Raw genomic sequence first — 26,447 nt, 5'->3', positions numbered from 1 at the left:
CCACCATTCTCTCAGTTTCCGGGTTTGGTGGTCTCAACCGCAGCTTTTGATACCACCATTCTCTCGGTTTCCGGGTTTGGTGGTCTCAACCGAGGTGATTCCTTCACTTGGTCGGGTTTCCTGAGGTGAGCGCATCATTCTGGGCTTTTGATTTCTTCATTCGGGCGGGTATACTGGGGTGGGGGAATCATTCCCGGGCTTTCGCACCGCCTGTCCTACCATTCCACCAAAGTCACGGTACAAACCCCTCTCTTTCGCACCGCCCCTCCTGCCTTCACCCGACCGTGACGGTACCATCCCCCTCCATCAGCCTATAATATATAAGACAACCATGAAGGATTTTTAGATTCCCTGAATAATAAGTAATAGATGCGAATGAAAAGGAGGACAACTGGATGATAGAATATGAGATTCTAAAAAATACATATCCAACACTGGATGAATACATTTACTTATGTTCAAGTGTCGGATGGAAAGATTATATGAACTTTGATGTTGCGGAAACATCTCTTCGAAATTCACTCTATTCTGTTGTTGTGAAGGACAAGAACGAAATAATCGGTATGGGTAGGATTGTAGGGGATGGTGCCATCTATTTCTATGTTCAGGATATTGTGGTTCATCCTGATTACCAAGGGTACGGAATAGGTAAAGCCATTATGGACGATTTAATGAAAAATATAGATGAACATGCTCCAACTAAAGCATTTATCGGATTGTTCGCCGCTGAGGGAAAAGGAGATTTTTATAAAAAGTATGATTTTAAAAATTATGCTCCAAATATGACAGGAATGTTCAAAGTAAAGCCATAGAACGCAAAAACGCTTGGGATCCCATCTCCCAAGCGTTTCCTCCATTATTTCGGCAACACCCTTCTCCCCGTCACCAATTCGAAACTCCTCATAAAAAACCAAGTAAACCCCGCATAAAACCCAAGCCACGGCCGTTTGAACGAGGCTGGCTTATTTCCTTCAAAGTAGAAATGACCAATCCACGAAAAAAGGTAATGCAGCACCGCCAAACAGATTGTCACGTAAACATTGATAAACAGGAAAATCCACGCCAGAAACGCAAACAGGAACGCGAAGTAATGCAGCACTTGGTTCCACTTATTGCTGTGCGCCTTCTGATAGTTAATCAGGTCACTTCGAATACGCTCCCTCATCCCTACTACGCCTCCAATTTCCCCTCGTTAAAATGGACCTGTTTGGACGGCAGCAACACCGTGATAACCAGTCCCACAGCCAATACCACCCCAGCAACACTGAAAACGATGCATGCCGTCTGGATCGTAAACCAATCTGCCGCGACACCAAGTATCAAGGTCAACACAATCTGCACAATCGCCTGCAGCATTTCAGCCAAGCTGCCGAACCGACCCATGATCTCAACAGGTACACTCTGTTGAAAAAACGTTGCATAGCCCGCGTTCGCGAAGGCCATGAAAAATCCAAGAAACACGAAAGCCAAAGTGGCCGTCCAGAAGCTGAAGGATGCATAAAACAACAAATACCCGACGCTCGTAAAAAGCATCCCCGCACCGATATATACCCGAAGCGGCACCCTGTTTGCCACCATCGCAGCAACCGCCGCACCTGCTAATGCCCCAAGACCCGTCAGACTCACGATCAATCCGTAATCCTGATCGGTCAGCAACAGATGCTGCTTGATGAACGTAACCTCCTGTGAATCGAGCGCAAATCCCGTCAGCATCGCACCCTGGAATAAAAGATACACGACCATGAAGTAGGTGGCGCCCTGCGCAAACTTTTTTACAATCCGCCAGTCTCCAACAAGCATTCTCCAGGTGACATGTTCCCGCTTTTCTTTTACGAGATCATCGACATCCGGCAATAGGTAGATGAAGAACGCACAAACCAGGAATGTTGCCGAGTTGATGAAAATGCAGAGCTCCGTCCCCACAAGCATGATAAGCACCCCTGCAATCGCTGGTCCCAACAGAAAGGCGCCTGAGCTTGTCATGCTCATCAGTGAGTTGAACCGTTTTCTGCCTGCCGCAGGAATCAATTTCGTTATGTATACAGAAGAGCTCGGGCCGAAAAAAGCACCCGCTATATTAATCAGCAATAGCAGAAAATATATGACCCACAAGGACCCGATGAACGGGATCAGGAAGACAAGCAGTCCCCGTACCACATCCACTCCTATCATCAGCTTCCTTTTATTGACCCGGTCGATGACACTCCCCGCCCAGGTATTCGTAATCAGGATCGCTATCGGCCGGATCACGTAAAGTCCGGCAACCGCAGCTGCCGAACCGGTCAGGTCTAGTATCGATAGATTGATAGCGATGAGGTAAATCCAGTTTCCCAGATACGACACGCCGATTCCTGCAAGCAGCAGAAAAGGAAACTTCCAGCTTTTCATCTACTCACCCGCTTTGGCTTTTTCGTAGTCTTCCCGTAAAAGTCCATAATAAGTCAGGTCAATGTAGCGCCCAAACCTCTTGGCATGCTGCTTCCAGGTTCCTTCATGCGTCATGCCGAGCTTCTCCATGATGCGCCAAGATCCAGGATTATCACTGTATGCCCCTGCAAAAACCTTATTCAACTTGAGCTCGTCAAAGCCATATTCCGTCACCGCCTGAGCAGCCTCCGTTCCAAATCCCCTGCCCCAGTAAGGCCGACCGACCCAGTACCCAAGCTCCCCGCGTTCATAGGCTGGAGTCAGATTGAGATTAATCAGCCCTATCAAACTATCACTCTCTTTTTCCACCATCGCGAACAGCACAAGATTTTCCTTTTTGCTGAACACTTCAACGAAATCCTTTCCTCCGCCTTCCGGGTAAGGTGACGGAACATTCAACGTTGTCTTTGCAAGCTCATAATCACTTGCCAGTTCCTCTATCCGTGCTGCGTCGTCTGTATGTACAGGTCTCAGAATAAGTCGTTTTGTCTCAAGAGTTGCCATGATTAATTCTCTCCTTTTTTCATCACATTCCATTTTGGCTCCAAGTCTATTACACTTGCACCATCCATTTCCGAAAATGCTATGCTAAGGCTTTCCCGCTTTTCATTAAAAAATGTAACAGCGGATTCCTCGTTTGCGGTATCGCTCACATATAACCTGCAGCCGAACCGATATTGTCTATCCATCCCTGCTTGTAAACTTCCCCCTCATACAGCGTGACCGTTATGGAACGATACGTTTTGCCCTGTTTGTTTTCAAGAAAAATGGTGTCATGAACATGCTCCATAAAATACTGATAGGCTTCCCTGCTCTCCCAAAATCCGAAAATCACCGCTTCACCACTCCCGCTCCAGCCACCAAACTGTCCCAGAAAACCTTCCACCTCAGCCAGATGGTCCCATTCCTCCTGGGCTTTCGAGAATGCAGATTTCTTCTCTTCCTCTACCTCACACTTAATGTATTTGACCAGCAAACCTTCCACCCCGTTCTACTCCACCTTGTAAATGACAGGATCATCCTTTTTCACAAACGGCCCGATTCCGTAAAAAATTCCCAATCCCAGCGCAATGATGATTATAATGGAAATAACCATAATTTCTAATTGACTCTTCTTCTCCTTGGCCTTTACCTTCTCACGATACAACGACTGAACGCTTTTTTTCTTATCACTAAGCTTCATCGTGACTCCTTTCAGCCAGAAATGATTGAATATTAAAAAATGTAACATAATAGAATGGTAATTTCACTAGAAAATGTAAATTTCGGCTTACTAATTGATAAAAAGTAGTATGTGACTCACGGAACCGGTTATAAGGATTTAAAATGGAATTTAATGTCTTAAGTTCATACCTCCAAGGTTGTTCCTTAAGATATATGAGCTATAATAGTAGTAATTGAATGGAGGAGGTGAAATACATGTCTATCTCAGAAAAAATAATGGAAGAACTTGATAGGTTAGATGAACGTGAAAGACAAGAGGTATTAGAAAAAATTAAAGAAAAATACCTGACAAAAGATGTTGTTTTACTAAGTAAAAATTATGAGTGGTGGGATAACGAGGAGGATGATGTGTATAATGAAAAATAGTTTTTTTTAGAGCGATGTTTGGCTGGCAAATGTACTTTTTAAGGATATCCTCCAAACCAAAAAACTCCCTGTAATTATTGTTGGAAACGAATTGGCACTTGATGTCGATGTTATTATTGCCCCTGTCACCAGTAAAGTTCCCAGGAATGGGTTTGACGTAGGTATATAATATTGGGAAACCGCCGGCTTATTAAAACCTTCAGTAGCACGAACCTCAAAAATAATCTCCATACATGGTTCAGAACTAACGCAAAAGTTAGGCACATTACATGAACATGATTCAGAACGAATAATATTTAGCTGCAGACAGTTATTTTAACTTTCCTAAGCCAGTAAAACTAACCACCAACACTCCGCCGATACATCTCCAAAAACCGCTCCGCCACATTGGACAGATAATACTTTTTCATCCAGGCAATTCCATACTGGGACACAAGCTCCCCATCCTCCATGAGATAGGAATGAACATCTGTTTTCGAAAACACGTGCATCGCATTCTCCGGAACCAACGTCGCACCGAACCCTTGCTGGACCAACCTGGCAAGCAGAGTCAGATCCGAGCACCCACAGACAACATTGGGAGTCAGACCGTGTTTAGTAAAGGATTGAACTGTGAAGTCATAAAGTCCCTGTCCTTTGGTGCTAGGCAGAATGAGCGGCACCTGAGCAATGTTCGAGAGCGTTACCTCACCGGTCCAAACCTCACTTATTACAAAATAGAACGGCTCGGTCTTCAGCATGATGCTAGCAAACTCCTCGGAATGCACAGGAAAACGAATAACTGCAAGATCTATTACTCTTTCCCTCAAAAGCTGAAAAAGCTGCACTGACTCATTTTGGTGGATTTCATAGGTAACGGCGGGGTATTGCTCCCGGAATTCAAATAGAAGCTGTGGCAGAGAGGTTTCAGACAGTGTGTTCACACCGAATTTCAGCGCTCCCGTCAGTCCTTGTCCCACCTCTTTCACTTCCTCCATGCCCTCCTCCATCAGCTTGGTGATCTGTACCGCATGATGGTAGAGCCTCTCCCCTGCTTCTGTGAGATGGAGCTTTTTACCCTCTCTGTAGACAAGCGCAACACCAAGATTCTCCTCCATCTGCTTCAGCTGTTGACTCAGCGGCGGCTGGGACATATGCAGTTTTCTGGCGGCCTGGGATATGTTTTTCTCCTCCGCAATAACAGTGAAATAGCGCAACTGCCGGATATCCATGGTTCTCCCTCCTAATCATATGTTTTACCTATGATTTCTCAACAAAACAAATATCATACATATAGTTGTACATATGGTACCATATATTAGGGGAAAGGCAGGATGAATATATGCGAACAATTCTATTTCTTTTGATATTGATTTTTATTTTAATACTTGTGAATATATGGGGTTCAAACGATTCGAAAAAACGCGTGGCCCCCCTTCAGGAAATCGAAGTTTTTGTGGAAACAGATAAAAGAGGAGTTTTACTATGAAAAATCTGCTATCATCCTTTACAGTCTTTTCATCGATACAATGGCTGTTTTTTATTTTTGCCAACACGGTAGTCGTCCCACTGTCGATTGGGGCGGCTTTTGACGTTTCACCGGAAGCGAGCCGGATGATGCTGAGTGCATCGCTCTTGTTCACTGGTCTCGCGTGCATTTTCCAGGGCTGGATGGGCCACCGCTATCCGTTATTGGAAGGGCACTCCGGTCTATTATGGGGCGTGATGCTGAACCTTGGCCTGACTGCTTCTTCACTTGGCATGAGCTTCACGGAGATCGGTGGCGGTCTGGCTACAGGACTTCTGCTGGCTGGCGGTGTGACGATGCTGATGGCCCTTTTCGGCTGGACCACCATCCTACCAAGAATCTTCACACCGATGGTAATGACAGTCTATTTATTCCTGCTGACATTCCAGCTTATGATGGTATTCTTCCAGGGGATGCTCGGGATTACAGACGACGGCACCATGAACGTAGGAGTCAGCTTGCTATCTCTATTCCTTGTTATCTTTGTAAGTGTACTGAAAATAAAGGCACCAAAAGTGATCGGGAACTTTGCGATACTGATTGGAATTGTGGTGGGATGGATTCTGTATGTGGTTCTATTCCCGGAAAGCGGACAGGAATCGCCAGCCGCGGCCTTTTCCTTCGGGTTGTTTCCACTTGGTGCACCTAATCTGGAATATGGCATTATCGCCGTTGCGTTCTTCGCTGGCATGCTGAATCTGAGCAACACGATTGCTTCCGTTCAGGCAGCAGCAGAGCTCTATCGTGAAAAAGCAAATCCTGGCCAGTTCCGGAACTCGTTCTTTTTTACAGGATTATTTTCGATGGTGGCGTCCTTGTTCGGGCTTGTACCGTACACGCCATTCACTTCCACCATTGGATTTTTACAAAGTACACGCATTTTGGATAAGCGGCCGTTCTTTATAGGCGGGATGCTGCTTGCTGTGATCGGGCTGCTGCCTCCATTGACCTCGTTCCTCGTAACGATGCCGATGACTGTCGGGAATGCGGTATTGTTTGTGGCATATCTGCAGTTGTTCGGTACTGCTTATGGAAGCTTGCGTGGAGCGGTGTTCAATTCGGATACGATCTTCCGTCTTGCAGCTCCGGTACTGTTGGGAGTTTGCCTGATGAATACGTCACCGTCCGTATTTGGACCGATGCCCGTATTATTGCAGCCGTTTTTGACAAACGGATTGATCATGGGGGTACTGCTCTCCATCGTGTTGGAAAAAGTCACGAATTGGGGACAGTTTGAGGATAAGGAAGTTAGGAGAGCTTGAGAAATGTTGTTTCTCAGGCTTTTTTTTGTACCGATTTCATGTCGTGATTTTCTTTTCAAGAGTGTTTATTTTGGTATCATGCCTGCCGGTCTTTTCGCTAAGATAATCAAGCTCATAGGAAATGCGATCCACTTTACCATTAATCAATCCCAGCATACTTTGAATATCTTCTTGCTGGTTTTTTTCAATTCTGTCAAGCTTCTGATCCATTCCATCTAACCGACTGTTCATTCCATCCAATCGACTGGCCATTCCATCCAATCGATTGGCCATCGCATCCAATCGATTGTCCATCGCATCTAAGCGCCGATCTATCCTATCGAATCGATTATCCATCCGCTCCATGATTACCTTTAACATTTTTTCGTTATCCATTTTTCACACCTCCCTTTTATATTTCGATTATAGCACATTTGTATACACGAATCGGCTTCCTTTTTCTGAATGATTTGCAGGGAAAAATGTCATTTTACAAAGGGATTCCATGCAAATAAGCACAACCCGCCAATCAGGTTGTGCCCGTTTTTCTACAGCTATATTTCCAACTGCCTCATCATCTTCCTTTTCGAGTAAAAATAGTACCCTGTCTGAATTACGAGATAGATGCCCGCAATCGTGAGGAAGTGTAGGAAAAAGCTTGGGTTCTGCATGATTCCCCCCGCATCCTTGGCAAACACGACAATGTAATGGAAGGCTACGGCCGTTCCGAGCAGCGGTGCGAAGAAGAACAGCACCTTCAGCTCACCCGCGATGAGGCGCTGGATTTCCTTTTTCGTAATTCCGAGTTTATGCAACTTGCGATATTTCTCTTTATCCTGCTCGATATTGGAAAAGACGTTCAGATAAAGCAAGATGAACGAACCGAAGAAGAAGAGCACGCTGATAAAGGTGGAGACGAAGAACATGATCCCGCTGGAGTTTCGTTGGTAGTTGTAATCTGCTATTTTGGATGCAGGCTGGAAGAGGTCCTCTTCCGCCATATAGGAAAAGCGTTCATTGCCGTACGGTGGGGTAGAGTTATTGCTGTCCTCCAATTTTTGCGTCAAATCCTCCACGGCAGAGGATGAATCCTTCCAATTTTCCACATTGACTAGATGGATGACTGCTTCTTCCATAGCCAACCTGGGCTTCAGCTTATTAAACTCCGAATCATTGACAACCACAAACTCCGAAAAATCATAATTCAAGCTATTGAGCTTTTTTTCCACGATCTTTTCCTTGAAGGACAAGGTGATCTGCCTGTTATCAAGAGAGAGGCCATTTTCAAAAATGTTGATCCCACCGGCATATTCAAGCAGTTGATTGTGGAAGTAGAGGTATTCTCCATCCCCTACCTTTTTGTCCATATTTGTTAATCGATTAAAATCAGATATGCGCATGAATGTATAGCGGTTGGTTATCTCCTCCCAAACTGCATCCTGTTCATAGTAGTCGAATAGCTCTATCGCAATATGTTCCTTAATGGGATTATCCTCTTCATCCAATAGGGAAACTAGTTCTTCCTCCGATAGGATGTTTTTCGTTTCCGTCTCTACAAACGCAATGTCATATGGGTGATTTTCAACCACCTGTTTTTCTGTACCCGAATAGATGAACAAGAGTAACGTCGTGTAGAAAATCGTCACCATTCCCATGACTGTCACCAGCATCAGGATCGCAGTAAGCTGCTTAAATTTATATTCCAGACTCGTCAAAAATAATAGCTTCCGATAATAGAAGGGTTTATGTTTCTTCGCCATTTCAATTAAGAAGCTCATCGATTGCGAAAGCGCGATATAGAGGCCAAACAAGAGCGCGATGGTCCAAACCAAGAGGGTCAGTCCATCACCACCCGGATTTGACTCATTCAGATAGTTGAAATAGAGCATCAGTGCCGAGCCGATGACGAGCGCGACCCCGAATCCGCCAAGCAAAGGGCTTCGCAGCATGATCGTATCGGCAACTCGGTCGCTTTTCAGGCTATCTGAAAGCGATCGGAATAACGTAAGGTAAAGCGTGATTCCAACAGATATAAGAAATACGATTAAGAAGGCTGCGATGGAATAGCTGAACATCTCGAAGGAAAGATGAAACGGTACCTGCCCCATCCCGGCACTGTTCATCAATATCAGAAAGAACAGTCTTGAAAAAACCGTCCCGGCCAATAGCCCGCTTGCAATGGAGGCTGCCGCGATCACGCCATTTTCAACCAGCAGGAGCCTCACGATATCCCGGTTGGACATGCCCAGGGTCATCAGCAATCCGAATTCTTTCCGCCGTCTCCTCGTGAAAACCCTGTGGGCATAGTTGATGAAAAAGACCGTGAAGACGATCAGTGCCACCCCCGGAATGGCAAGTGCGTCCTGGATCGATTCCAGCTCCTTTACTTCTACTATCTTCTCGTTAAAATAAACCGTGGCATACATGAAGAAGAACATGACAGCGAAACTATTGCATAAGTAGTAAAAAATGTATTTCCCCTTATTCTGTTTAGCCATCTTCCAGACAAGCTGATTAAAGGTCATGGCTTCTGCCTCCAAGCACGGCAAGGTTATCCATGATCTGGTCCAAAAACTCTTTTCTGTCACCTTTTCTTACGATATAGGAATCAATTCGCCCATCTTTTATAAAGACCACTTTGCGACAGTAGCTCGCCGCAAACACGTCATGCGTGACCACCAAGACCGTTGTTTGAAGCTCCTCCACTATTTTCTCGAAGCACTCCATGATGACCGAGGAAGATTTGGAATCGAGATTGCCGGTCGGTTCATCGGCAAAAACAAGGCCGGGATCGTTCACAAGCGCCCTGCTGACAGCTGTCCGCTGCTGCTGACCCCCGGAAATTTTGAAAGGGTATTTGCTCAGGATGGTATTGATCCCGAATAGATGGGCGAGCTCATTCACTTTTTCCTCCATGTCCTTTGCATTCCTCTTCTCCAGCACCATCGGGACGAGGATATTTTCCCTTACCGTCAGGCTGTCCAGAAGATTGAATTCCTGAAAAACAAATCCAAGCTCCCTGCGGCGGAATAGTGCCAATTCCTCTCCGCTCATGGAGCTGATCACGCGTCCCTTGATCTCCACCTCGCCTGAAGTCGGCTTATCGATGCCGCTCAAGCAATGGAGCAGTGTCGTCTTGCCGCTCCCGGATGGCCCCATGATCGCGATGAACTCGCCTTTATTTATCGACAGGTCCACCCCGTCAATCGCTTTTGTGGAGCCTTCGCCGCTGGATTCCCCATATATTTTGACTAGCTTGCTGGCTTTTAAGATTGGTTCTGTCATTTCAATGTCCCCCTCTTCTTTCTATTTTCATTTTAAAGGGTACATACAGTTGCAACCATTTTCCCCACTAAAAATACCTTACAGTTTTGTAAGGTATCGGATGGTGACCGTGGTTCCTTTTTTTGCTTCCGATTCGATGCTGATCGTGTGGTTCAGCTTGTCGGCAATTTTCCTGCAGAGGTAAAGGCCGATGCCTGAAGAGTTCCGGAACTTCCTCCCATTTTCTCCTGTGAAAAACGGCTCAAACACCCGCTCCACGTCATAGGACGGAATACCCGTCCCTTCATCTATAATGGAAAGCAGCGTGTCTGTACCTTCCTTGGCTACGACGAGCCGCAGTTTTTTGGTGCCTTTTTTCATGGTCGAGTATTTAATCGAATTGGAGATGATCTGCTCCACCATCACTTCATTCCACTTTGGATCGGTGATGATGTAAGATGCCTCCTCCTCACACTCAATCACCGGAAAAAGAGAATGATAGATAAACTCACTTTTTCTACTATTGATGATTTTTCGCAAGGATGAAAGCAGGTCCACCCCCTGGACTTCCAGGTCATTTTCAAAGCTATCCATCCTGATCATCGTCAACCCTTGTTTAATGGAAGTATGTAACCGTCTGTTCTCGAGCTGGATTTTCTCCAGCACCGCCGGGTTATCCTGTGTATCCTTCTCATTCTGGACTATCAATTCCATCACGGAAACCGGCGTCTTGAGATGGTGTATCCAATGGGAAAGAAAATAGAGTCTTTCCTTATTCTGTTCTTTTAGGTCGTTCATCTCTCTTGAATGCTCATGGTTCGCCTTGCTCATCCATTGTTGAAATGTTTTCTGTTCTTCTGTGTGCGGTTGATACTCCGCATATTGATTTTGGAGCATCTGCTCGAGCGCCTGACTTGGTTGATAATAGCGGAACCAATCCACGACCAGGTAGACAACCAGCAGGAAGCCCCCTATCGACAGCGGGTACCAAAGCTCCGTGTTTGCGGGTTCGCTTAGATGGAAAAAGGTAATGACAGCTGCCATGTTGAGGAGGTAAAAAAGGATGAGGAGCATTCGGTCTTTTAGGTATTTCATGAAAACCAACTTAATCATTGGATTCACCCGGAACATTCAGCATATAGCCCACCCCTCTCTTGCTGGTTATTACGTTCGGCAAGCCGAGCGATGCGAGCTTCTGCTTGATCCGCGTCATATTGACCGTCAACGTATTATCATCGACAAACGTCAACGTGTCCCACACTTCTTCCATCAAGGCCTCCCGCGAAATATATGTATGATGCTTTTCCATCAACTTTTTCAATAGCTTAAATTCGTTTTTGCTAAGATCAAGCTTCTTATCTTTGAAATTTACGCTAAGCGTGTGATTATCCACGCTCAGCGATCCCACCGACACATTTGAATTGTCCTGTCCTGCATATTCCCCATATGTCCGTCGTATCGCTGCTTTCACCTTCGAATGGAGAATCTCAAACGTAAAAGGCTTTGTTATATAATCATCGGCACCAAGCTCGATCGCCATAATCTGATCCATTTCCGAGCTTCTTGCAGAAATGATGATGATCGGCACCTTCGACTGCTGGCGAATGCTCCTGCATAAAAAATAACCATCATAATATGGCAGATTAATATCCAATAAAACTAGATCCGGCTGAACAGCCGTAAATTCCGAGACGATATTCCGGAAATCCGTCGGTGCATGCACCTCATACCCGTACCGTCCCAAATGGCCGCTTATCAGCTCACTCAGCTGCCCATCATCTTCAATAAGCATCAATCTGTGCATGGTTAAACTCCTTTTTTTAAAAAGCATGGTTCCTGTAGATTGGTAGACTTGTGCTACAGGTATATTTTAACAGAAACTTATCAGGGTTTGAGAAAATTGTGGAGGTTTTTGCCCGATTGGATCCTTTCGATGGAACGTTGGATCCGGATTGTCCTGTTTTGGATCCGGTATCCGCATTTTCGGATCCGAATCTCCCGGTTTTGGATCCGCACATAAAAAAGACCACCTTTACCAGGCAGCCCTCGTCGATTATTTTTCAATTTACAGAGTGGCTCGTCAATGTCACTTGAACCATCCCTTCATCTTGAACCAGATGAACAGGCTCACACCCATGACCGCCATGACACCAAGCGCGACAAAGTATCCGTAATGATATCTCAGCTCTGGCATGTTCTCGAAGTTCATTCCATAGATCCCAGCAATAAAGGTTAACGGTGCAAAGATGGACGTGATGATGGTGAGGACCTTCATGACATTGTTCGATTGATGAGAGTTCAAGGAAAGATAATTGTCCCTGATATCTGCCGTCAACTCCCTGTTGTTCATCACCATTTCAGAGAGCTTGAGAAGGTGGTCATAGATATCAGAGAAATATTCTTTTCTTTTCAAAACGCCACTCAAGCGATGCGAATTCAGCATCCGGTAAAGCAGATCGCGCATCGGATTGATCGTATGCCTCAAGTTCAACAACGCATACCTCGTATCGAACAGCTCCTCCATCAGTTGGTTCATCGACTTGTTCTGGGTATTGTCCTCGATCTTGTCCAGCTGATCCTCCATGTTATAAAGGAATGGAAAATAATTATCTACGACATTGTCCAGGACTTCATAGAAAACGTAATGTTCATCCCATTTTTTTACGTTTTTCGGACTCGCCATCAAATTGTCCCACACCTCATCCACCTCTTTAGAAGGGGCATGATGGAAGGTGACGACATACTTATCTCCCAAAAAGAAATTCAGTTCCTCTTTGGTGATTTCTTCATCCTTTTCCTCGATGCAATGTGTCACATAAAACGTATGGTCCTCATAATAATCCAGCTTCGGCCGCTGCAGTCTATGTATACAATCCTCAATCGCCAGGGGATGAAAATGGAAAGTAGTCTCCAGGTGCCCAATTTCCGCTTCTGTAGGCTGGTCAAAGTCCACCCACACCCATTTATAGGCGTTCATATCCAAGTTGTCGATCGATATATCTTTATTTAAATGATGATCCTTTGTCATTCCCGCAATTCGTATCACAGTATCTTCCTCTCGCTGTTTCTTTCCTTTACTTATACCCCTTTTCCGGAAATTTTAAATCAGGCGTTGACTCTTGGGTAACCCTAGGCCCTATACTTAAGATAGACGGCAGAGGTGCACATCTGTAAAGTCTGTTTGGAGGAGTGGAAGCATGTTTAAAATCGGGGAATTTGCTAAGATGAGTGGCCTGTCAATTCATACGTTATACCATTATGAGAGCATCGGCTTGATAGAGCCAGGCTTTGTCGATCCGCATACCAATTACCGTTATTATGACGCGGGGCAGCTGGTGTTCATCAATAAAATCGCCGCGCTTAAGGATGCGGGATTTTCACTTGGGGAAATCGGGAAGGTCCTTGGGGACACGCCGGTCACCAAGGAACTCATCCCTATGCTCGAATCGAAAGCCGAATCCCTGGAAAAACAGCTCGAACAGGAAACCAACAGACTCGAACGTCTCCGTACCAACATTTTTCTCATAAAAAACGGAGGGGTACCGATGATGAATGACATCTCAATTAAAAAAGTGGAGCCGATATTAGTGGCGTCCATCAGGGAAGAGTTTAAAGAAGAGAGCTTTGATGCATTTTGCGAAAGGCTGTGGGGACAGGTAAACGATCACATTGACCGTTCAGAAGCCAAGCGGACCATACCTTGTATGACGATTTACCATTCAGGTTTGTATGTTCATACTGATTCTGCAATCGATTTGGAGGTTGCAGAGCCGATCACGAAGGTGATACCCGGAAATGCGACCGTGAAAGTGCACGAACTGCCTGCCGTGGAAAAAATGGCTTGTGTGGTGCATAAAGGACCTTTTTCCACTATTGGAGAAACATCGCGTGCCTTGTTTGAGTGGATTGCGGAGAACCGCTACAGCGTGAGTGGTCCTGTGCGGGAGATCTATCATAAAGGGGACTGGGTGACGGAGGATACGAGTGAGTATGTGACTGAGCTGCAGGTGCCGATTGAATAACAAGAACGAACCCACTGAACATTCAGTGGGTTCTTTGTTCTTGTTTATTCTATTCCTTCCGGGAGCCAATCCGGATTAAGTTCCACTGCATCCGATATCTCTATTCCGTTCGGGAACAGTTCGATTCCGTGGAAGGTGTCCGCCAGATCCTGTTGAACCTTTATGGCGTTTTCGTCCACTTTCAATACGCCGAAGTCCCTTCTTTCATTTGCGTTAATCAATGGTTTTTCATCGAGATTAAGCTCTTTCGCAAGAATTTCGGCTACCTCTTTTTTGTTTTTGTTTGCCCATTGGTTGGATTTCTCCAATTCTTCCAAAATGATTTTCACAAGCTCCGGATTGTTTTCCAAAATCTCTTCAGAACCGAAATAGAAGGTTCTATTCTCCGTTAACCCTTCTCCATTCACAATTGTTCTTGTATCAAACAAACTTTCAACAATGGATAGATAAGGATCCCATGTTCCCAGGACATCGATCTTATCGGATGAAAAAGCGGCTGATCCTTCAGCGGCGTCCGCATAGTAGACAACATCTACATCACTTTCCGACAATCCCTCTTTCTCCAGTGCCTTCAGCAAAAGATAATGCATGTTCCCGCCTTTTGTCACGCCTACTTTTTTACCTTTCAAATCTGTAACACTCTCAAGTCCTGAATCCTTCTTCGCTACAAGGGCGACCCCTTTAGGATAGGGCGTTTCGGAAGCTGCATATTGAATCGGCTTTCCACCTGCTTGGGAAAAGACACTATTCGCATCTGAAGCATGGCCGAAATCTATATGCCCTGCATGCAATGCTTCCAGCAAGGCTGTTCCGATGGTAAAGACCTTCCATTCTACTTCATAGCCCTCTTCCTTCAGTCTGTCATCCAGATTCCCCCTTGCTTTAAGAATGTTCAGCGTGTTGCCTTTTTGATAGCCGATGATCACCTTTTTCCCTGCACCAGATGCATCCCCTCCCGTACTGTCCGAGGAACCACACGCTGCTGCTACCAATAAGCTTGCAATCGCAATTATTGCTAATAAAATTCTCTTCATCTCTACACTCCTTCTCCCTTATCCAAAATTCTTTCAAGAATCATGTTCTCGTAATCTGTAAACCTCGCATCCTTTACACGGGGACGCTGCAAATCAATTTTCACATCCAAGGAGATCCCTCCATCTTCTATCAGGACGACCCGGTCAGCGAGAATGATCGCTTCACTGACATCATGTGTCACCAATATCGAGGTGAAGCGCTGCTGCTTCCAAAGCTGTTCAATCAGTGATTGCATTTCAATTCTTGTTAAGGCATCCAGTGCACCCAGCGGTTCATCAAATAGAATCAGATCCGGATCTCCTGCCAAAGCCCGTGCAAGTGATACCCTCTGCTTCTGTCCGCCGGATAAAACCCCTGGCCACTCGCTGCTTTTTTCAAGCAGGCCAACATTGCCCAAAGCCTGCTCCGCTTTGGTGCGATCGGAATTTCCTACCCTGACGTTGGTCAGCACGTCTTTCCATGGGAGCAACCTCGCATCCTGGAACATCATTCTTGTTGTTTCCTGCACTCCTTTTACCTCTTTGCTGTTGAAGGTGATGACTCCCCCTGTTATGCTCTCCAATCCCGCTATCGTTCGAAGGAGGGTGCTCTTCCCACAGCCGCTCTTACCCACAATGGCTACAAACTCTCCTGCTTTCACATGGAAATCGATATTCTGCAGCACTTTCAACGAACCAAAGCTTTTGTCCAGATTTTTAATATTGATCTCTACTCCTGCCACTATAACGCTCTCCTTTTCAACTTTCTTGTCGAACGTTTCTTGCTTTTGAAGAAATTGGGATGCCATTGCAGCCACCTTCGTTCAAGTATGGTCGCGATGTAGTCTGACAGCTTCCCTAACAACGCATATAAAATGATACTCAATATCACAATGTCCATCTGCACAAATTCCCTTGCCGAGGTTGCCATATAGCCGATTCCGGAATCAGAACCGATCGTCTCCGCCACAATCAGCGACATCCACATGATCCCCAGGGCATATCTCACTCCAACCAGTATCGAAGGCAATGCTCCTGGTAGAATGATGTTCGTGAACAGCTGCAATGGCTTAAGACGGTAGATGCGTCCCATTTCAAGCAGTCCCTTATCCACGTTTTTGATTCCATGGAAGGTATTCAAATAAATGGGAAAAGCGACACCAAGGGCTACCAGGAATATTTTGGCCTCCTCCCCGATCCCATACCAGATGATGACCAATGGGATCAAAGCCAAGTGGGGAATGGTACGGATCATTTGGATGGAAGTATCGAACAGTCTTTCAAAAATCAAGAAGGTTCCATTCACCAGACCAAGTACAAACCCAATCGAGCCTCCTATCAAAAACCCTATCAATGCCCTTCCTGTACTCACCGCTATGTAATCGAAAAGATCACCTGACCTGGTGAGCCTGATTGCTCCTTCTACCACACTTAATGGGGTTGGCAAAAAGTTCTTGGCGATATAACCTGCCTGCCCGAGCACCTGCCACACTCCGATAAAGATGATTGGGACCAGCCAGGGGAGAACATGATTCACAAATCTATTATTCTTTCCTTTCCACATTTGAATTCCTCCTGTTATTCACCATAAGCAAGCAATACTTCATCGATGTGCCTGATAGCTGCACCTGCTAACAGGGCGGATGCAATACTGCTTGTTTCCTTGATTTCCTCTTCGCTGATGGACCAATTTACTGCCTGCTCCCTGAACAACGAGATACTGTAGCGGTTATTCAAGGCGTAGCTGATGGATAACCCTATTAAGATCTTCGTTTTTCTATCCAGGTGAAAACAATCCTCGGTTATTGGATATGTAAAGAACTCTTCTGCACTTTTGGAAGAAAACACTCGAATGTTCTCTTCATCGTCGAGTAAAGGATTTGCCTGTATCGATGCCGATAGTACCGCAGCCTCCACCAGTTCTTCTACACAGGCTCCTGCCTCTTTGGCTTTTTTTGTGTGATAATCCACACAATAGCTGCATTTTGTTACATGAGTTACTGCTACCGCAATGATTTCCTTGGTCTTTGAATCAAGTGAACCTTCAGACCATACTTCATCTGCAAAATTGCGGTATTTTCTGAATGGTTTCGGCGCTTTTTTCAGAGCCTCTCCTAGATTCCTGCGAACCTCTTGATATGTTGACAAATTGTTTTCCCCCTCCATTTTTTCGAGCATCAAAATATAATTAAACTTATATGTTTGGTTGGTTTAAGATATGCACTATTCCCCCCAATAAAAAAACCCCCTTCCAATAAATAAGAAGAGGGTTTATCAAAAAAATCCCCTTCTCATCTTCCAGAGCATGCTCTGTTGGAATTAGCACCATTCAATCATTCGATTGCGGTTGCTGAGGTTTCGCAGGGCCAGACCCTCCACCTCTCTTAATAAGAAGTAAATCATAATTTAATTTAATTCGTAGTTAACAGGTAAGTTTAATTGTTTATTAGCTTAACAGGTATTTATTTACTTCACAAGAACTTTTTCAATTTTTATAACTATTTATCATTTCAGTACGAAACCTCCTTCCACTCTCTGCGTACTAACTACTAGTAGAAGGAAAACTATTTAAGGGGGAATTTTACATGAAAGAAAAAGGCTGTATCAAATGCGGATCCACCAACGCAGGAACAAAAGAAATCGCCACAACCGGAACAGGGCTTTCCAAAATGTTCGATATCCAGCATAACCGCTTCATCGTCGTATTCTGCAAGAACTGCGGCTACTCGGAATTCTATAATAAGGACACTTCCACAGCTTCGAATGTGTTGGATTTCTTTTTTGGTGGGTGAGTTTCTTTAAAGAGGGCGTCCCAAACAATGGAGACGCCCTCCTCTTAGATTGCTTCAGCTTTTATGATGAACCGCTGCTGCGTGACATCAAAATAACCCTTTGACTCGATGCTGCGGTGGATGCTATAAAGCTGTTCCTTATATTTAACAACCTCAAAGTCCGGTAGCTGCCAAGGAATGGCCTTCAAATAATAAACCAATGACCCCACGTCATAAAAACGCTGGATAGGCGATTCCTCTTTGAATAAAGTTATACGAAAACCATTCTCCTCAAGCTCTCTTTTAGCGAAGTCCAGCTGCCAGTGGAGATACTCGTCGTTCAACGGTATCCCGAGCGCTTCATTGATTTCGGCACAATCCGCCCCTCCGACCTGCTGCGTCAGAAAAATCCCTCTGTCCGAGATGACCCTTCTTACCTCGGGTGCAGAATAGGCTTCATGTTTGTTGATGATGAGGTCGAACTGACCTTTTGCAAAAGGGAGGAGATTGTCCTCCTCTATCTCGACCACGGTTACTCCCAATGGGCCTAGCCGCTTTGTGGCGATGGGAAAATTGGGTTTGTAACCTTCCGTTGCGAACACGGATTGTGGAAACGGCTGGAGTTTGGCAAGAAGCTCTCCGCCCCCTGTTCCCATATCGAGCAAGCTTGTCGCTTCTGTGATCAGCTTTTTCGCCATGCTGCCGTAAGACCAGGATAGTAGGCTTGCAGCCATGCGTCCTGTATCCGTCACATAAGAAAAATCCCAACCCGAAAAATCCTGTTCGGCCTCTTTTAAATAGTGGATGAATGATTTGTCATTTAACATGCGATTACCTCCAATTTTATTATGCTTTGTGTAGGATTGCCCGCCGGAGGTCCGCGAGAACGGTCTTATATATCATGCTCCAATAGATTCATATTCTGCAGTCCTTTCTTTTTTCTCCTAATCCTATCAAAACTTTCGAATGTTTTCTGCCGCTTACTGTACCTATTCTGTAAATATTACCATATTTCGATGTTTTAGCTATCTGGAAATTTGACGATATTAATAGTATTGAAAAAGTTCTACATTTTACTTTTTCAACATATACAGGTACTATCCGGAAATTCGAACAAGCACTTTTTAATGGGGGAAAAACAATGAGATCACAATATATCAAATCCTTGGAAAGCTAGCGGGGCACAAGCATCCTCGTGATGGTTAGCGGTATTTATGAAGATGTCCTGGAGCCGCTGGCTAGGCATCTCGAGGCTATGGATGAATCGGAACGGCTATCTCTATTTTTGCGAACTGGCGGCGGGGATACTACCACGGCATTTAATATAGTGAATCTGATCAAGCAGTATTTCAAAGAGTTTGAGATTATCATCCCGAATGTAGCCCATAGTGCAGGAACACTACTGTCACTTGGTGCAAGCCAACTGCTCATGACCAAACAGGCATCTTTAAGCCCGTTTGATCCATCTGTCCGGAATGAACGTATTAACGATGGCATGAATATTAGCTGGCGCGATATGAACTATTTTAAGTCCATTGCTCATGAAAATTCGAACATGTCCACTAATGATCAAACACAGTCGTTACATGCGCTTATTGAAAGTCAGGTCCACCCCTTACTGATCGGACATGCGGAAAGAACCGTCTCACAGATAAGGACGTATGCCCCTCACCTGCTTGGCACCCGCAGCAGCCGTCCACCGGAAGAAATCATCCATCATTTCCTGGAATCCAATACCCATCATAACTTTCGATTCTATAGGGATGAGGTAAAACGCATAGGACTTAACGTTATCCATCCCACCAAAGCGGAAGAAAATCTGATCTTATCTATTTTTGAGGACATTTCTAAGGAACTCGATCTGAATAACCATGAAAATAAACGAGGAAAGGTGAAGGCGCTTATTCAATCGAATGAATACGGAAAGACAGTCTGTATCAACACCAAGGAATATGAGGGTTGGATAGATGAAAATGAGAGGTTTACGAAGGCGAAACTATTATCCTGATGAAAAGAAAGGCATGTCAGCTTGGGAGACATGCCTTTCTTTATTTTCACAAATTTTTTTCAATGACAGCCATCAACTTATGTGGCCCTACACCTTTATTCGATGGAATAACCAATATGTTACCTGTAGCCGGATAGTAACCAGAGGCAAAGCTTACACCGGGGTCATATCCCATAACATGATACTTATATATGCTATCGTTTCGTTTGTCGATCCAGATACCGTACCCATAATATCTATCTGCCCCCACCTCTACATGCGGGGTCAAAAGCCGGCTTGTGATTTCTTCATTCAATAATTTCCGTCCCATTAAGGCTGTCCAAAACTTCCCCATATCTGGTGCTGTTACATAAGCACCGCCATCCGCTCCACCTTTGATAGGTACTGAATAGATATTGCTTCTCCAGGTTCCATCTTCGTTGTCTATATAGCCTGTCGCAGTGTCGGCAGGTAATTGATCGAAGGAGAAATATCCTGAGCCCTTCATTTCACAAGGAAGAAATACATTCTCCTCGACATAATGCGTAAAGCTTTCACCGGTGACGCGTTCAACCACCATGCCCAATAAAACAAATCCGGCATTATTGTAATGGAATCTCTCACCAGGCGGAAACATCATTTTACCCTGCTGGAACATTGGCAAAAAATCTTCCAATTGCTTTATTTGATACATGGGCCTGCTTTTCCACAGATCCTCATAATCCTCCATTACCTCTTCGTCAAAATAATCCGGTATTCCTGAGGTATGGGTTAACAGGTGATGAACGGTCACACTCTTATCAAATTCAGGAAAATCGTACTCTAGAACATCACTGATTTTCGTCTCGAAACCCAGCTTCCCTTCCTGTACCAGCCGTCCGATTGCAATGGCGGTAAAAAGCTTGCAGCCCGAAGCAATCCCGAACCTGGTTTCCACCTTATTTGGCAATCTATCAGACCGATTGGAATATCCGTAGGCAGAACTATATACATCTCCATTTTTGTCCTGCATCCATACTACACCAGAAAAATCAATTTCCCTGGCTTTTTCCTCTATCACACTATTTATCTTCATTTACTCACACATCCTATTGTTTGTTCCAATGGCTAATGCAACTACTAATTGGTTAGGGACTCACTAACAATATTACCATATTATTCTTCTTTCTCTTCTGGCAACATACTAAATATTGCGAATCATTTCCGCAACAGTTCATCCCATTACCTGATACAATAGAAAATATAGAATATCAAAGGGGGAACTCTCTATGAAAATACTTGTTGTTGGTGCAGGGGCAGTCGGCGGCTACTTTGGCGGCAGGCTGTTGGAAAAAGGCGAAGACGTGACGTTTTTGGTAAGGGAGAAGCGGAAAAAACAGCTGGAGGCGACCGGCCTGGTTGTCAAAAGTGTACATGGGGATGCAGTGTTGCAGCCTTCTCTCCTTACAAGCGGTCAACAGGTGGAAGCCTATGACGTCATTTTATTATCCATGAAGGCTTATCACTTGGAGGCAGCAGTGGAGGATTTCAAACCGTATGTCGGTCCTGGGACGATGATCGTTCCGTTGTTGAACGGCATATCACATGTGGAAAAGCTCGTTACCGCTTTTGATGAAAAGAATGTCCTCGGCGGCTTGTGCTTTGTGGAATCGACGCTGGATGCAGAGGGCAGCATCGTGCAGACGAGTGGCATCCATGATCTGGTATTCGGCGAGCGCACGGGAGAACAGACCGAACGTGTGATGAAGCTTGCTGAAGTGTTTGGTGGTACGAAGAGCAATTTTGTCCTATCTGAAAATATCAACCGGGATATGTGGCATAAGTATCTGTTTATCGCCACTTTGGCAGGTGTGACGACTCTGTTCCGCTCCCCGATAGGGCCAATCAGGGAAGATTCTCTGGGCGCTGCTACGGTAAAAGATACCTTGCATGAAGTGGCGGCCGTGATGCGCAGTGTCAATGCCCCGATTGCGGAAAATATCGTGGACCTGAACTGGGACAAGCTCCACAGCATCGAAGCTGGCATGAAATCCTCCATGCAGCGTGACATGGAAAAAGGATTACCGGTTGAAGCGGACCACTTTTTCGGTTATCTGCTTGGGCTTGCGGCAGACAAAGAGATTTCCGTACCGACTTTGGAGAAAATCTACGCCAATTTGCGTATTTATGAAGGACAATAGCGTGAAAAGGGTGCTTCCTGGCGGACAGGGGCACCCTTCTTTTAATTATAAGCAGGTAATAAAGGGGTTTGACTTTGGTTGAAATTACGAATCGATCCAAAACGATGGTTAATCGATCCAAAATCATGCATAATCAATCCACTTCATGCAGTAATCTGTCCAAAACCCACCTTAATCTGTCCACTTTTTGCTTTAATCTGTCATCTATACAATAACTGGAAAAAAACAAGTTACCCAAAACCGTATTCCGACCAAAAAAAGCGACCTCCCACACAAAAAGCGCGGGAGGTCGCCATCATTCTTTTAGTAAGCCTTCGCCCAATACACCATATGCTTCGCTTTCGAACCACAGCACACGCACTCATCCGCCAAGCTCTCCTGCTCAAACGGCATGCAGCGCGAGGTTGCACTTGTTTCTTCCTTGATCTTGTCCTCGCAGCTCTGCTCGCCACACCACATCGCCTTGATGAAGCCCGCTTTTTCCTCGAGCTGCGTCTTGAACTCGTCAAAGGTCACGGCGACGCTTGTCTTCTCCTCCCGATGCTGTCTTGCTTTTTCCAGCAGGCTCGCTTGGATATCCTCAAGCACCGAAGCAATGGTCGCTTCCAATCCATCCACCGATACCGTCAGTTTTTCACCCGTATCACGGCGCACGAGCACGACCTGGTTCTGCTCGATATCACGAGGACCAGCCTCGAGGCGAAGTGGAATTCCTTTCATTTCATACTCATTGAATTTCCAGCCTGGCTTCTTGTCGCTCGCATCAATGCCGACGCGGAACTGTGCATCCAGACGCTCCTTCAAGTCGTAGGCAAAATCAAGCACTCCCTCTTTATGCTGTGCAATCGGAACAATCATCAGCTGGGTTGGCGCAATTCGGGGTGGAACGACCAAGCCCCGGTCATCACCGTGGACCATGATCATGGCGCCGATGATGCGCGTCGTAAAGCCCCATGAGGTCTGCTGCACATACTGCTGCTTTCCTTCGCGGTCGAGGAACTGGATGCCGAACGCCTTCGCAAAACCGTCCCCAAGATGATGGGACGTCGCGGACTGAAGCGCCTTCCCGTCATGCATCAAGCTTTCGATCGTATACGTATGCTTCGCTCCGGCAAACTTTTCCTTCTCTGTTTTCTGCCCCTTCACGACCGGAATCGCGAGGAACTTTTCGCAGATCTCCGCATACACTTCGAGCATCTTCACCGTTTCCTCCTGGGCAAGCTCCTCTGTCTCATGGCACGTATGACCCTCCTGCCACAGGAACTCTAGTGTACGAAGAAATGGACGGGTCGTCTTCTCCCAACGCACCACGTTCGCCCATTGATTGTACAGCTTCGGCAGGTCGCGGTAGGAATGGATGATATTTTTGTAGTGCTCCCCGAAAAGCACCTCGGATGTCGGGCGCACGACCAGACGCTCTCCAAGCTTCTCATCGCCGCCATGTGTCACCCAAGCCACTTCCGGCGCAAAGCCTTCGATATGGTCCTTCTCTTTTTGCAGCAGGCTCTCCGGAATGAAAAGCGGCATGTACACATTCTCATGGCCGGTTTCCTTGATGCGGCGGTCCAGTTCATTCCTGATATTTTCCCATAGTGCATAGCCATAAGGACGGATGATCATCGAGCCGCGCACACTTGAATAATCCACAAGCTCCGCCTTCGTCACGACATCGGTATACCACTGTGCGAAATCCTCATCCATTCCGGTAATTCTCTCTACAAACTTCTTGCTCATCGCAAACACCTCTTTTATCAAAATAAAAAAAGCCACGCTCGTATAAGGGACCATTTCTGGCGGTACCACCCTCATTCAAAGCATCGCTTTACACTCTTCCATGGTAACGGTTTTGAACCGCTGCATCTTCACACTTATCCGATACAGAACTCCGAGGCAGGTTCGAATGAACATCCATAGGCGCCTTTCACCAATCAGCACCCTCTCTAAATAGACGCGACCATCCTACTAGTCCTCTTCCACGTTTTCATTATTTGAAAAGATTATATCCACTTTGGTATGTATTGTCAATATTCCTAAAAAGGAAGCTCGTTCGTCATGTAGTCGATGCCAAGCTCCTCAAACCAAGCATTCAGGCCCGACCATAAATTCTCACAGAGTATATAGAGAGTTTCATTATCGCGAAGATCCCCAGCTTCAAGAAACTCCACAAGCTCCCGGTAGCCATTCGGCTTTGATTTCAAATGCAGAGACTCCTCATAGGTCCGAGCTCTTGTTGTGTAGTATGTACGGTTGGCCAACCCGACCAATTTTGCGGTCTGCCAGGCCAGATCCTTTGCTCCAAGCTGAATATAGCTAGAATTCCCATTTTCATAATTGTTCCTGATTTTGCCCATCGTTTCATACGGCTCCCAGATCATGAATATCCGCATCATGTCCCGCACCGATTCCTCCGATGCCTGAAACGGTACTTCCTTCAACTCAGCAAAAATCCCCTCCGGATCATGGATAGCTAAAACATTGACGAATGATCCTGCCCAGATGGACCAGTTATCATCCATCCTTCTTGCCCGTTCAAACAGCTTGCTCTTTTCGCGGCAGCTGAGCTCCAGTTTGAACTTGCCGTAAATGAATTCATGACCCGGAATCGATACGCCGTCCTTTGTCACCACGTGCATCTCTATATCGGAATAAAGGCCCTCTTTTTGATAAGCAGTGGAGCCGTACACACCTACCGCTATGATATCCTCCCCATATCTTTTCATCAATCGATCTGTTATAGTCCGGATCATGTTCATCTTCTCTTCCCTCGTTGTAGGTGAAGGGTATGCCAGCATGCTCTTAATCCCCAATCTCAATCAATTCTGTCTTCGTCCCTATTTTCACGGCCTGATAGCTTGCTCCTGCAACCGTTCGAAAAAGGATTCCCTGTACCGATTCATCCTGACTGGCCAATTCCAGCATTTCTTCTTTTGATAGTTCATTGGAATCAAACATAACCGTGCCTTTTATTCTTAGGTCGTTGTCTTCGAGCTTCTCCAGTTCCACAATCTCGTGGTCCAGCATTCTTTCTTCAATCCAACCGGCAATCAGCGGTTCGATGCTATCTACATTTATCGCAAGCCCCTTACTATGGGTCAAGGTGATATCATATGTCAAAAGCTGATGGCCCAGTTCCTCGTCCCCTTCCACCGAAAAGGTCATTTCGTTAAGGCTTACCTCCATGGGCTCGCTCGTTTGCGGATCTGCACTACAGCCACCCAGCAGGAATGCGAACAGGACAATAAAAATAAAGCCCTTACATTTTGCGGCACTCATCAGATTGCCTCCTTTTTAAAAATGCGCTCGTTTAAAATCTTAACATAATTTCCTGAAAATGGAGAGGGATAGCTTCCTTATTTTCAGATTTTTTGAAACTTTACATTTATAGTTCCGTATAACTAGAATAGTAGGGAGGCGAGGCATTCCTCCAATCTGAAAATGAAAGTAGGGACCGCACATGACCAAAGCACAAATCATCCAGCACCATCAACAATTCATGAACTGGGTACAAACACTGGGCGACCTCTCAGAACCTCAATGGAGAGCACCCATTTCACATGAAAAATGGACCGTCGCAGAAGTGATCGGCCATCTGATTCCATGGGATGAATTTGTCCTACATAAGAGAATACCTTATTTTCTGACTGGCGAAACATTACCGGCAGCACCAAACCCGAAAGTGGTAAACGAACTCGGGGCCAAGGATGCGAGAAGAGAAGATTATCAAGTGACCATCCGGCGCTTTCTTTCTACTAGGAGGCAGCTGTTGGAGGAGATCGGGCAAATCGAGGCGCACTATTGGGAGCAGGAGATTACAATCGGTACGACTACTATAAGACTATCGGATTATTTTACGGAACTTGCCAAACATGATAACCATCACGCTGACCAAATCAAAGCCATCCTTTGAAACTTTTTCTGCCTGTTGCCGTCTAGTGTTTTAAAGGGGGATTAACTATGAAATCCAAATTTATTTTGCTTGCGTTCTTTCTTTTGCTACTACTCGCATTAGCAGGCTGTGGCAAAACAGGAGCAACGGATGCTGCAGGGAAGAAAATATACCCTCCTGATGAACAGGGGTACGTGATGATTGACGGTGAAGAGAAAAAATTAGAAAAAGGGAACTACTTTTGGGAATTGAAAAAGGGATTATCCTCAGAGGTTATCCAGACTGATGCGGCTTCTCCCAATCAGATAGCAGAAAACGTTGAAGCGATTTCTGCTCCGCCTGACACGGAAATGTCATTTAAGCTTGTCGGCGATCCTACAATTACGGTCTACCTCTGGAATGAGCAGGACCGCGAAAAAGAAATTGAACTCCAGGATGAAAAATTCCACACCCCAACAGAAAAGGGCAGGTACATTTATGAAGTATTGGCAAAATGGGATAACGGAGAAATTTCCTATACCTATGTCATCGAGCTGGAGTAAGCGGGCCGGGATAACCC

32 protein-coding genes, 1 riboswitch and 1 other annotated feature are annotated in these 26,447 nt (G+C 45.5%); of the genes, 10 read left to right on the top strand and 22 right to left on the bottom strand.

What is annotated here, in order from left to right; genetic code table 11:
- The first annotated feature begins 395 nt into the window (after nt 1-395).
- Entirely contained in the window at nt 396-812 is a 417-nt protein-coding gene (locus ACFVAD_RS21535; RefSeq protein WP_386645081.1) for a GNAT family N-acetyltransferase, read from the top strand.
- Nucleotides 813-856: 44 nt separating this feature from the next.
- Here the strand turns inward: ACFVAD_RS21535 and ACFVAD_RS21530 are convergent, their stop codons facing one another.
- From ACFVAD_RS21530 to ACFVAD_RS21505, 6 genes are read right to left on the bottom strand one after another with little or no spacing between them, the layout of a single operon-like run.
- Entirely contained in the window at nt 857-1,165 is a 309-nt protein-coding gene (locus ACFVAD_RS21530; protein WP_386645078.1) for a DUF962 domain-containing protein, read from the bottom strand.
- A 5-nt stretch (nt 1,166-1,170) separates the two neighbouring features.
- Nucleotides 1,171-2,388 (bottom strand): MFS transporter, encoded by a 1,218-nt coding sequence (locus ACFVAD_RS21525; RefSeq protein WP_386645075.1) that lies wholly within the window; start codon nt 2,386-2,388, stop codon nt 1,171-1,173.
- Nucleotides 2,389-2,931, bottom strand: coding sequence for a GNAT family N-acetyltransferase (locus ACFVAD_RS21520; RefSeq protein WP_386645072.1), 543 nt, complete (start codon nt 2,929-2,931; stop codon nt 2,389-2,391).
- 2 nt (nt 2,932-2,933) lie between these two features.
- Nucleotides 2,934-3,080 carry a hypothetical protein gene (locus ACFVAD_RS21515; RefSeq protein WP_386645069.1) on the bottom strand — a complete coding sequence of 49 codons (147 nt, stop codon included), beginning with the start codon at nt 3,078-3,080 and terminating at the stop codon, nt 2,934-2,936.
- Nucleotides 3,077-3,412, bottom strand: coding sequence for a YdbC family protein (locus tag ACFVAD_RS21510; protein WP_386645066.1), 336 nt, complete (start codon nt 3,410-3,412; stop codon nt 3,077-3,079). Before ACFVAD_RS21510 ends, ACFVAD_RS21515 begins: the two co-directional genes overlap by 4 nt.
- Nucleotides 3,413-3,418: 6 nt before the next feature.
- Nucleotides 3,419-3,610, bottom strand: coding sequence for a hypothetical protein (locus tag ACFVAD_RS21505; protein WP_386645063.1), 192 nt, complete (start codon nt 3,608-3,610; stop codon nt 3,419-3,421).
- A 236-nt stretch (nt 3,611-3,846) separates the two neighbouring features.
- Between ACFVAD_RS21505 and ACFVAD_RS21500 the strand changes: the two genes are divergently transcribed.
- Complete coding sequence (locus tag ACFVAD_RS21500; RefSeq protein ID WP_386645060.1) at nt 3,847-4,017, top strand: hypothetical protein; 171 nt, start codon at nt 3,847-3,849, stop codon at nt 4,015-4,017.
- A gap of 338 nt (nt 4,018-4,355) precedes the next feature.
- On the opposite strand, the gene ACFVAD_RS21495 is transcribed toward ACFVAD_RS21500, so the two are convergent.
- Complete coding sequence (locus ACFVAD_RS21495) at nt 4,356-5,228, bottom strand: LysR family transcriptional regulator (protein WP_386645057.1); 873 nt, start codon at nt 5,226-5,228, stop codon at nt 4,356-4,358.
- Nucleotides 5,229-5,481: 253 nt separating this feature from the next.
- Between ACFVAD_RS21495 and ACFVAD_RS21490 the strand changes: the two genes are divergently transcribed.
- Nucleotides 5,482-6,786, top strand: a complete 1,305-nt coding sequence (locus ACFVAD_RS21490) for a uracil/xanthine transporter (protein WP_386645054.1) — start codon at nt 5,482-5,484, stop codon at nt 6,784-6,786.
- A gap of 36 nt (nt 6,787-6,822) precedes the next feature.
- Here the strand turns inward: ACFVAD_RS21490 and ACFVAD_RS21485 are convergent, their stop codons facing one another.
- From ACFVAD_RS21485 to ACFVAD_RS21465, 5 genes are all read right to left on the bottom strand, one after another.
- Nucleotides 6,823-7,161: a hypothetical protein gene (locus ACFVAD_RS21485; RefSeq protein WP_386645051.1), complete on the bottom strand. Its 339-nt coding sequence runs from the start codon at nt 7,159-7,161 to the stop codon at nt 6,823-6,825.
- Nucleotides 7,162-7,319: 158 nt separating this feature from the next.
- Nucleotides 7,320-9,290: an ABC transporter permease gene (locus tag ACFVAD_RS21480; RefSeq protein WP_386645048.1), complete on the bottom strand. Its 1,971-nt coding sequence runs from the start codon at nt 9,288-9,290 to the stop codon at nt 7,320-7,322.
- Entirely contained in the window at nt 9,280-10,050 is a 771-nt protein-coding gene (locus tag ACFVAD_RS21475) for an ABC transporter ATP-binding protein (RefSeq protein ID WP_386645045.1), read from the bottom strand. Before ACFVAD_RS21475 ends, ACFVAD_RS21480 begins: the two co-directional genes overlap by 11 nt.
- Nucleotides 10,051-10,128: 78 nt before the next feature.
- Nucleotides 10,129-11,142 (bottom strand): sensor histidine kinase, encoded by a 1,014-nt coding sequence (locus tag ACFVAD_RS21470; protein ID WP_386645042.1) that lies wholly within the window; start codon nt 11,140-11,142, stop codon nt 10,129-10,131.
- Nucleotides 11,135-11,833 (bottom strand): response regulator transcription factor, encoded by a 699-nt coding sequence (locus tag ACFVAD_RS21465; RefSeq protein ID WP_386645039.1) that lies wholly within the window; start codon nt 11,831-11,833, stop codon nt 11,135-11,137. The genes ACFVAD_RS21470 and ACFVAD_RS21465 overlap by 8 nt, the downstream gene beginning before the upstream one ends.
- A gap of 116 nt (nt 11,834-11,949) precedes the next feature.
- Between ACFVAD_RS21465 and ACFVAD_RS21460 the strand changes: the two genes are divergently transcribed.
- Nucleotides 11,950-12,123, top strand: coding sequence for a hypothetical protein (locus ACFVAD_RS21460; RefSeq protein ID WP_386645036.1), 174 nt, complete (start codon nt 11,950-11,952; stop codon nt 12,121-12,123).
- Here the strand turns inward: ACFVAD_RS21460 and corA are convergent.
- Complete coding sequence (gene corA / locus ACFVAD_RS21455; RefSeq protein WP_386645033.1) at nt 12,116-13,075, bottom strand: magnesium/cobalt transporter CorA; 960 nt, start codon at nt 13,073-13,075, stop codon at nt 12,116-12,118. The genes ACFVAD_RS21460 and corA overlap by 8 nt on opposite strands.
- A 151-nt stretch (nt 13,076-13,226) precedes the next feature.
- On the opposite strand from corA, the gene ACFVAD_RS21450 reads away from it, so the two are divergent.
- The gene (locus ACFVAD_RS21450; RefSeq protein ID WP_386645030.1) at nt 13,227-14,051 is read left to right on the top strand and encodes a MerR family transcriptional regulator; all 825 of its coding nucleotides are present in this window, start codon (nt 13,227-13,229) and stop codon (nt 14,049-14,051) included.
- A gap of 44 nt (nt 14,052-14,095) precedes the next feature.
- On the opposite strand, the gene ACFVAD_RS21445 is transcribed toward ACFVAD_RS21450, so the two are convergent.
- The 4 genes from ACFVAD_RS21445 to ACFVAD_RS21430 are packed head-to-tail and all read right to left on the bottom strand — an operon-like array spanning nt 14,096 to nt 17,212.
- Nucleotides 14,096-15,085, bottom strand: coding sequence for an aliphatic sulfonate ABC transporter substrate-binding protein (locus ACFVAD_RS21445; RefSeq protein ID WP_386645027.1), 990 nt, complete (start codon nt 15,083-15,085; stop codon nt 14,096-14,098).
- 2 nt (nt 15,086-15,087) lie between these two features.
- On the bottom strand, nt 15,088-15,807 hold the full coding sequence (locus ACFVAD_RS21440; RefSeq protein ID WP_386645024.1) for an ATP-binding cassette domain-containing protein: 720 nt from the start codon (nt 15,805-15,807) through the stop codon (nt 15,088-15,090).
- A complete protein-coding gene (locus ACFVAD_RS21435; RefSeq protein ID WP_386645022.1) occupies nt 15,807-16,628 on the bottom strand; it encodes an ABC transporter permease subunit in 822 nt (273 codons plus the stop codon). Before ACFVAD_RS21435 ends, ACFVAD_RS21440 begins: the two co-directional genes overlap by 1 nt.
- Before the next feature lie 14 nt (nt 16,629-16,642).
- Nucleotides 16,643-17,212 carry a carboxymuconolactone decarboxylase family protein gene (locus ACFVAD_RS21430; protein ID WP_386645019.1) on the bottom strand — a complete coding sequence of 190 codons (570 nt, stop codon included), beginning with the start codon at nt 17,210-17,212 and terminating at the stop codon, nt 16,643-16,645.
- A gap of 140 nt (nt 17,213-17,352) precedes the next feature.
- Nucleotides 17,353-17,458: riboswitch (SAM riboswitch) on the bottom strand.
- Nucleotides 17,459-17,649: 191 nt separating this feature from the next.
- On the opposite strand from ACFVAD_RS21430, the gene ACFVAD_RS21425 reads away from it, so the two are divergent.
- Nucleotides 17,650-17,856 carry a zinc ribbon domain-containing protein gene (locus ACFVAD_RS21425; RefSeq protein ID WP_224837938.1) on the top strand — a complete coding sequence of 69 codons (207 nt, stop codon included), beginning with the start codon at nt 17,650-17,652 and terminating at the stop codon, nt 17,854-17,856.
- A gap of 44 nt (nt 17,857-17,900) precedes the next feature.
- On the opposite strand, the gene ACFVAD_RS21420 is transcribed toward ACFVAD_RS21425, so the two are convergent.
- On the bottom strand, nt 17,901-18,662 hold the full coding sequence (locus ACFVAD_RS21420; protein WP_386645016.1) for a class I SAM-dependent methyltransferase: 762 nt from the start codon (nt 18,660-18,662) through the stop codon (nt 17,901-17,903).
- A 371-nt stretch (nt 18,663-19,033) separates the two neighbouring features.
- Here ACFVAD_RS21420 and ACFVAD_RS21415 point away from each other — a divergent pair, with 371 nt between their 5' ends.
- Nucleotides 19,034-19,843, top strand: a complete 810-nt coding sequence (locus ACFVAD_RS21415; RefSeq protein WP_386645105.1) for an SDH family Clp fold serine proteinase — start codon at nt 19,034-19,036, stop codon at nt 19,841-19,843.
- 46 nt (nt 19,844-19,889) lie between these two features.
- Here the strand turns inward: ACFVAD_RS21415 and ACFVAD_RS21410 are convergent, their stop codons facing one another.
- Nucleotides 19,890-20,897, bottom strand: coding sequence for a serine hydrolase domain-containing protein (locus tag ACFVAD_RS21410; RefSeq protein ID WP_386645014.1), 1,008 nt, complete (start codon nt 20,895-20,897; stop codon nt 19,890-19,892).
- 193 nt (nt 20,898-21,090) lie between these two features.
- Here ACFVAD_RS21410 and ACFVAD_RS21405 point away from each other — a divergent pair, with 193 nt between their 5' ends.
- Complete coding sequence (locus tag ACFVAD_RS21405) at nt 21,091-22,002, top strand: ketopantoate reductase family protein (RefSeq protein WP_386645011.1); 912 nt, start codon at nt 21,091-21,093, stop codon at nt 22,000-22,002.
- Between the two features lie 303 nt (nt 22,003-22,305).
- Here ACFVAD_RS21405 and proS read toward each other — a convergent pair whose 3' ends face one another.
- From proS to ACFVAD_RS21390, 3 genes are all read right to left on the bottom strand, one after another.
- Entirely contained in the window at nt 22,306-23,736 is a 1,431-nt protein-coding gene (proS, locus tag ACFVAD_RS21400; protein WP_386645009.1) for a proline--tRNA ligase, read from the bottom strand.
- Between the two features lie 42 nt (nt 23,737-23,778).
- Nucleotides 23,779-23,987: a binding site (T-box leader), on the bottom strand.
- 45 nt (nt 23,988-24,032) lie between these two features.
- Nucleotides 24,033-24,794 carry a kanamycin nucleotidyltransferase C-terminal domain-containing protein gene (locus ACFVAD_RS21395; RefSeq protein ID WP_386645006.1) on the bottom strand — a complete coding sequence of 254 codons (762 nt, stop codon included), beginning with the start codon at nt 24,792-24,794 and terminating at the stop codon, nt 24,033-24,035.
- A gap of 4 nt (nt 24,795-24,798) precedes the next feature.
- Nucleotides 24,799-25,275 carry a hypothetical protein gene (locus tag ACFVAD_RS21390; RefSeq protein ID WP_386645003.1) on the bottom strand — a complete coding sequence of 159 codons (477 nt, stop codon included), beginning with the start codon at nt 25,273-25,275 and terminating at the stop codon, nt 24,799-24,801.
- 181 nt (nt 25,276-25,456) lie between these two features.
- Here ACFVAD_RS21390 and ACFVAD_RS21385 point away from each other — a divergent pair, with 181 nt between their 5' ends.
- Together ACFVAD_RS21385 and ACFVAD_RS21380 are read left to right on the top strand one after the other, a co-directional pair.
- On the top strand, nt 25,457-25,909 hold the full coding sequence (locus ACFVAD_RS21385) for a DinB family protein (RefSeq protein ID WP_386645000.1): 453 nt from the start codon (nt 25,457-25,459) through the stop codon (nt 25,907-25,909).
- Nucleotides 25,910-25,956: 47 nt separating this feature from the next.
- Nucleotides 25,957-26,430 (top strand): hypothetical protein, encoded by a 474-nt coding sequence (locus ACFVAD_RS21380; protein WP_386644997.1) that lies wholly within the window; start codon nt 25,957-25,959, stop codon nt 26,428-26,430.
- The last annotated feature ends 17 nt before the right edge of the window (nt 26,431-26,447 follow it).

The sequence above is a fragment of the Sutcliffiella sp. NPDC057660 genome, assembly GCF_042800035.1.
In the GTDB taxonomy this organism is placed as follows: domain Bacteria; phylum Bacillota; class Bacilli; order Bacillales; family Bacillaceae_I; genus Sutcliffiella_A.
The sequence above is the reverse complement of the archived record's forward strand: the minus strand, read 5'-3'. Positions and strand labels throughout refer to the sequence as shown.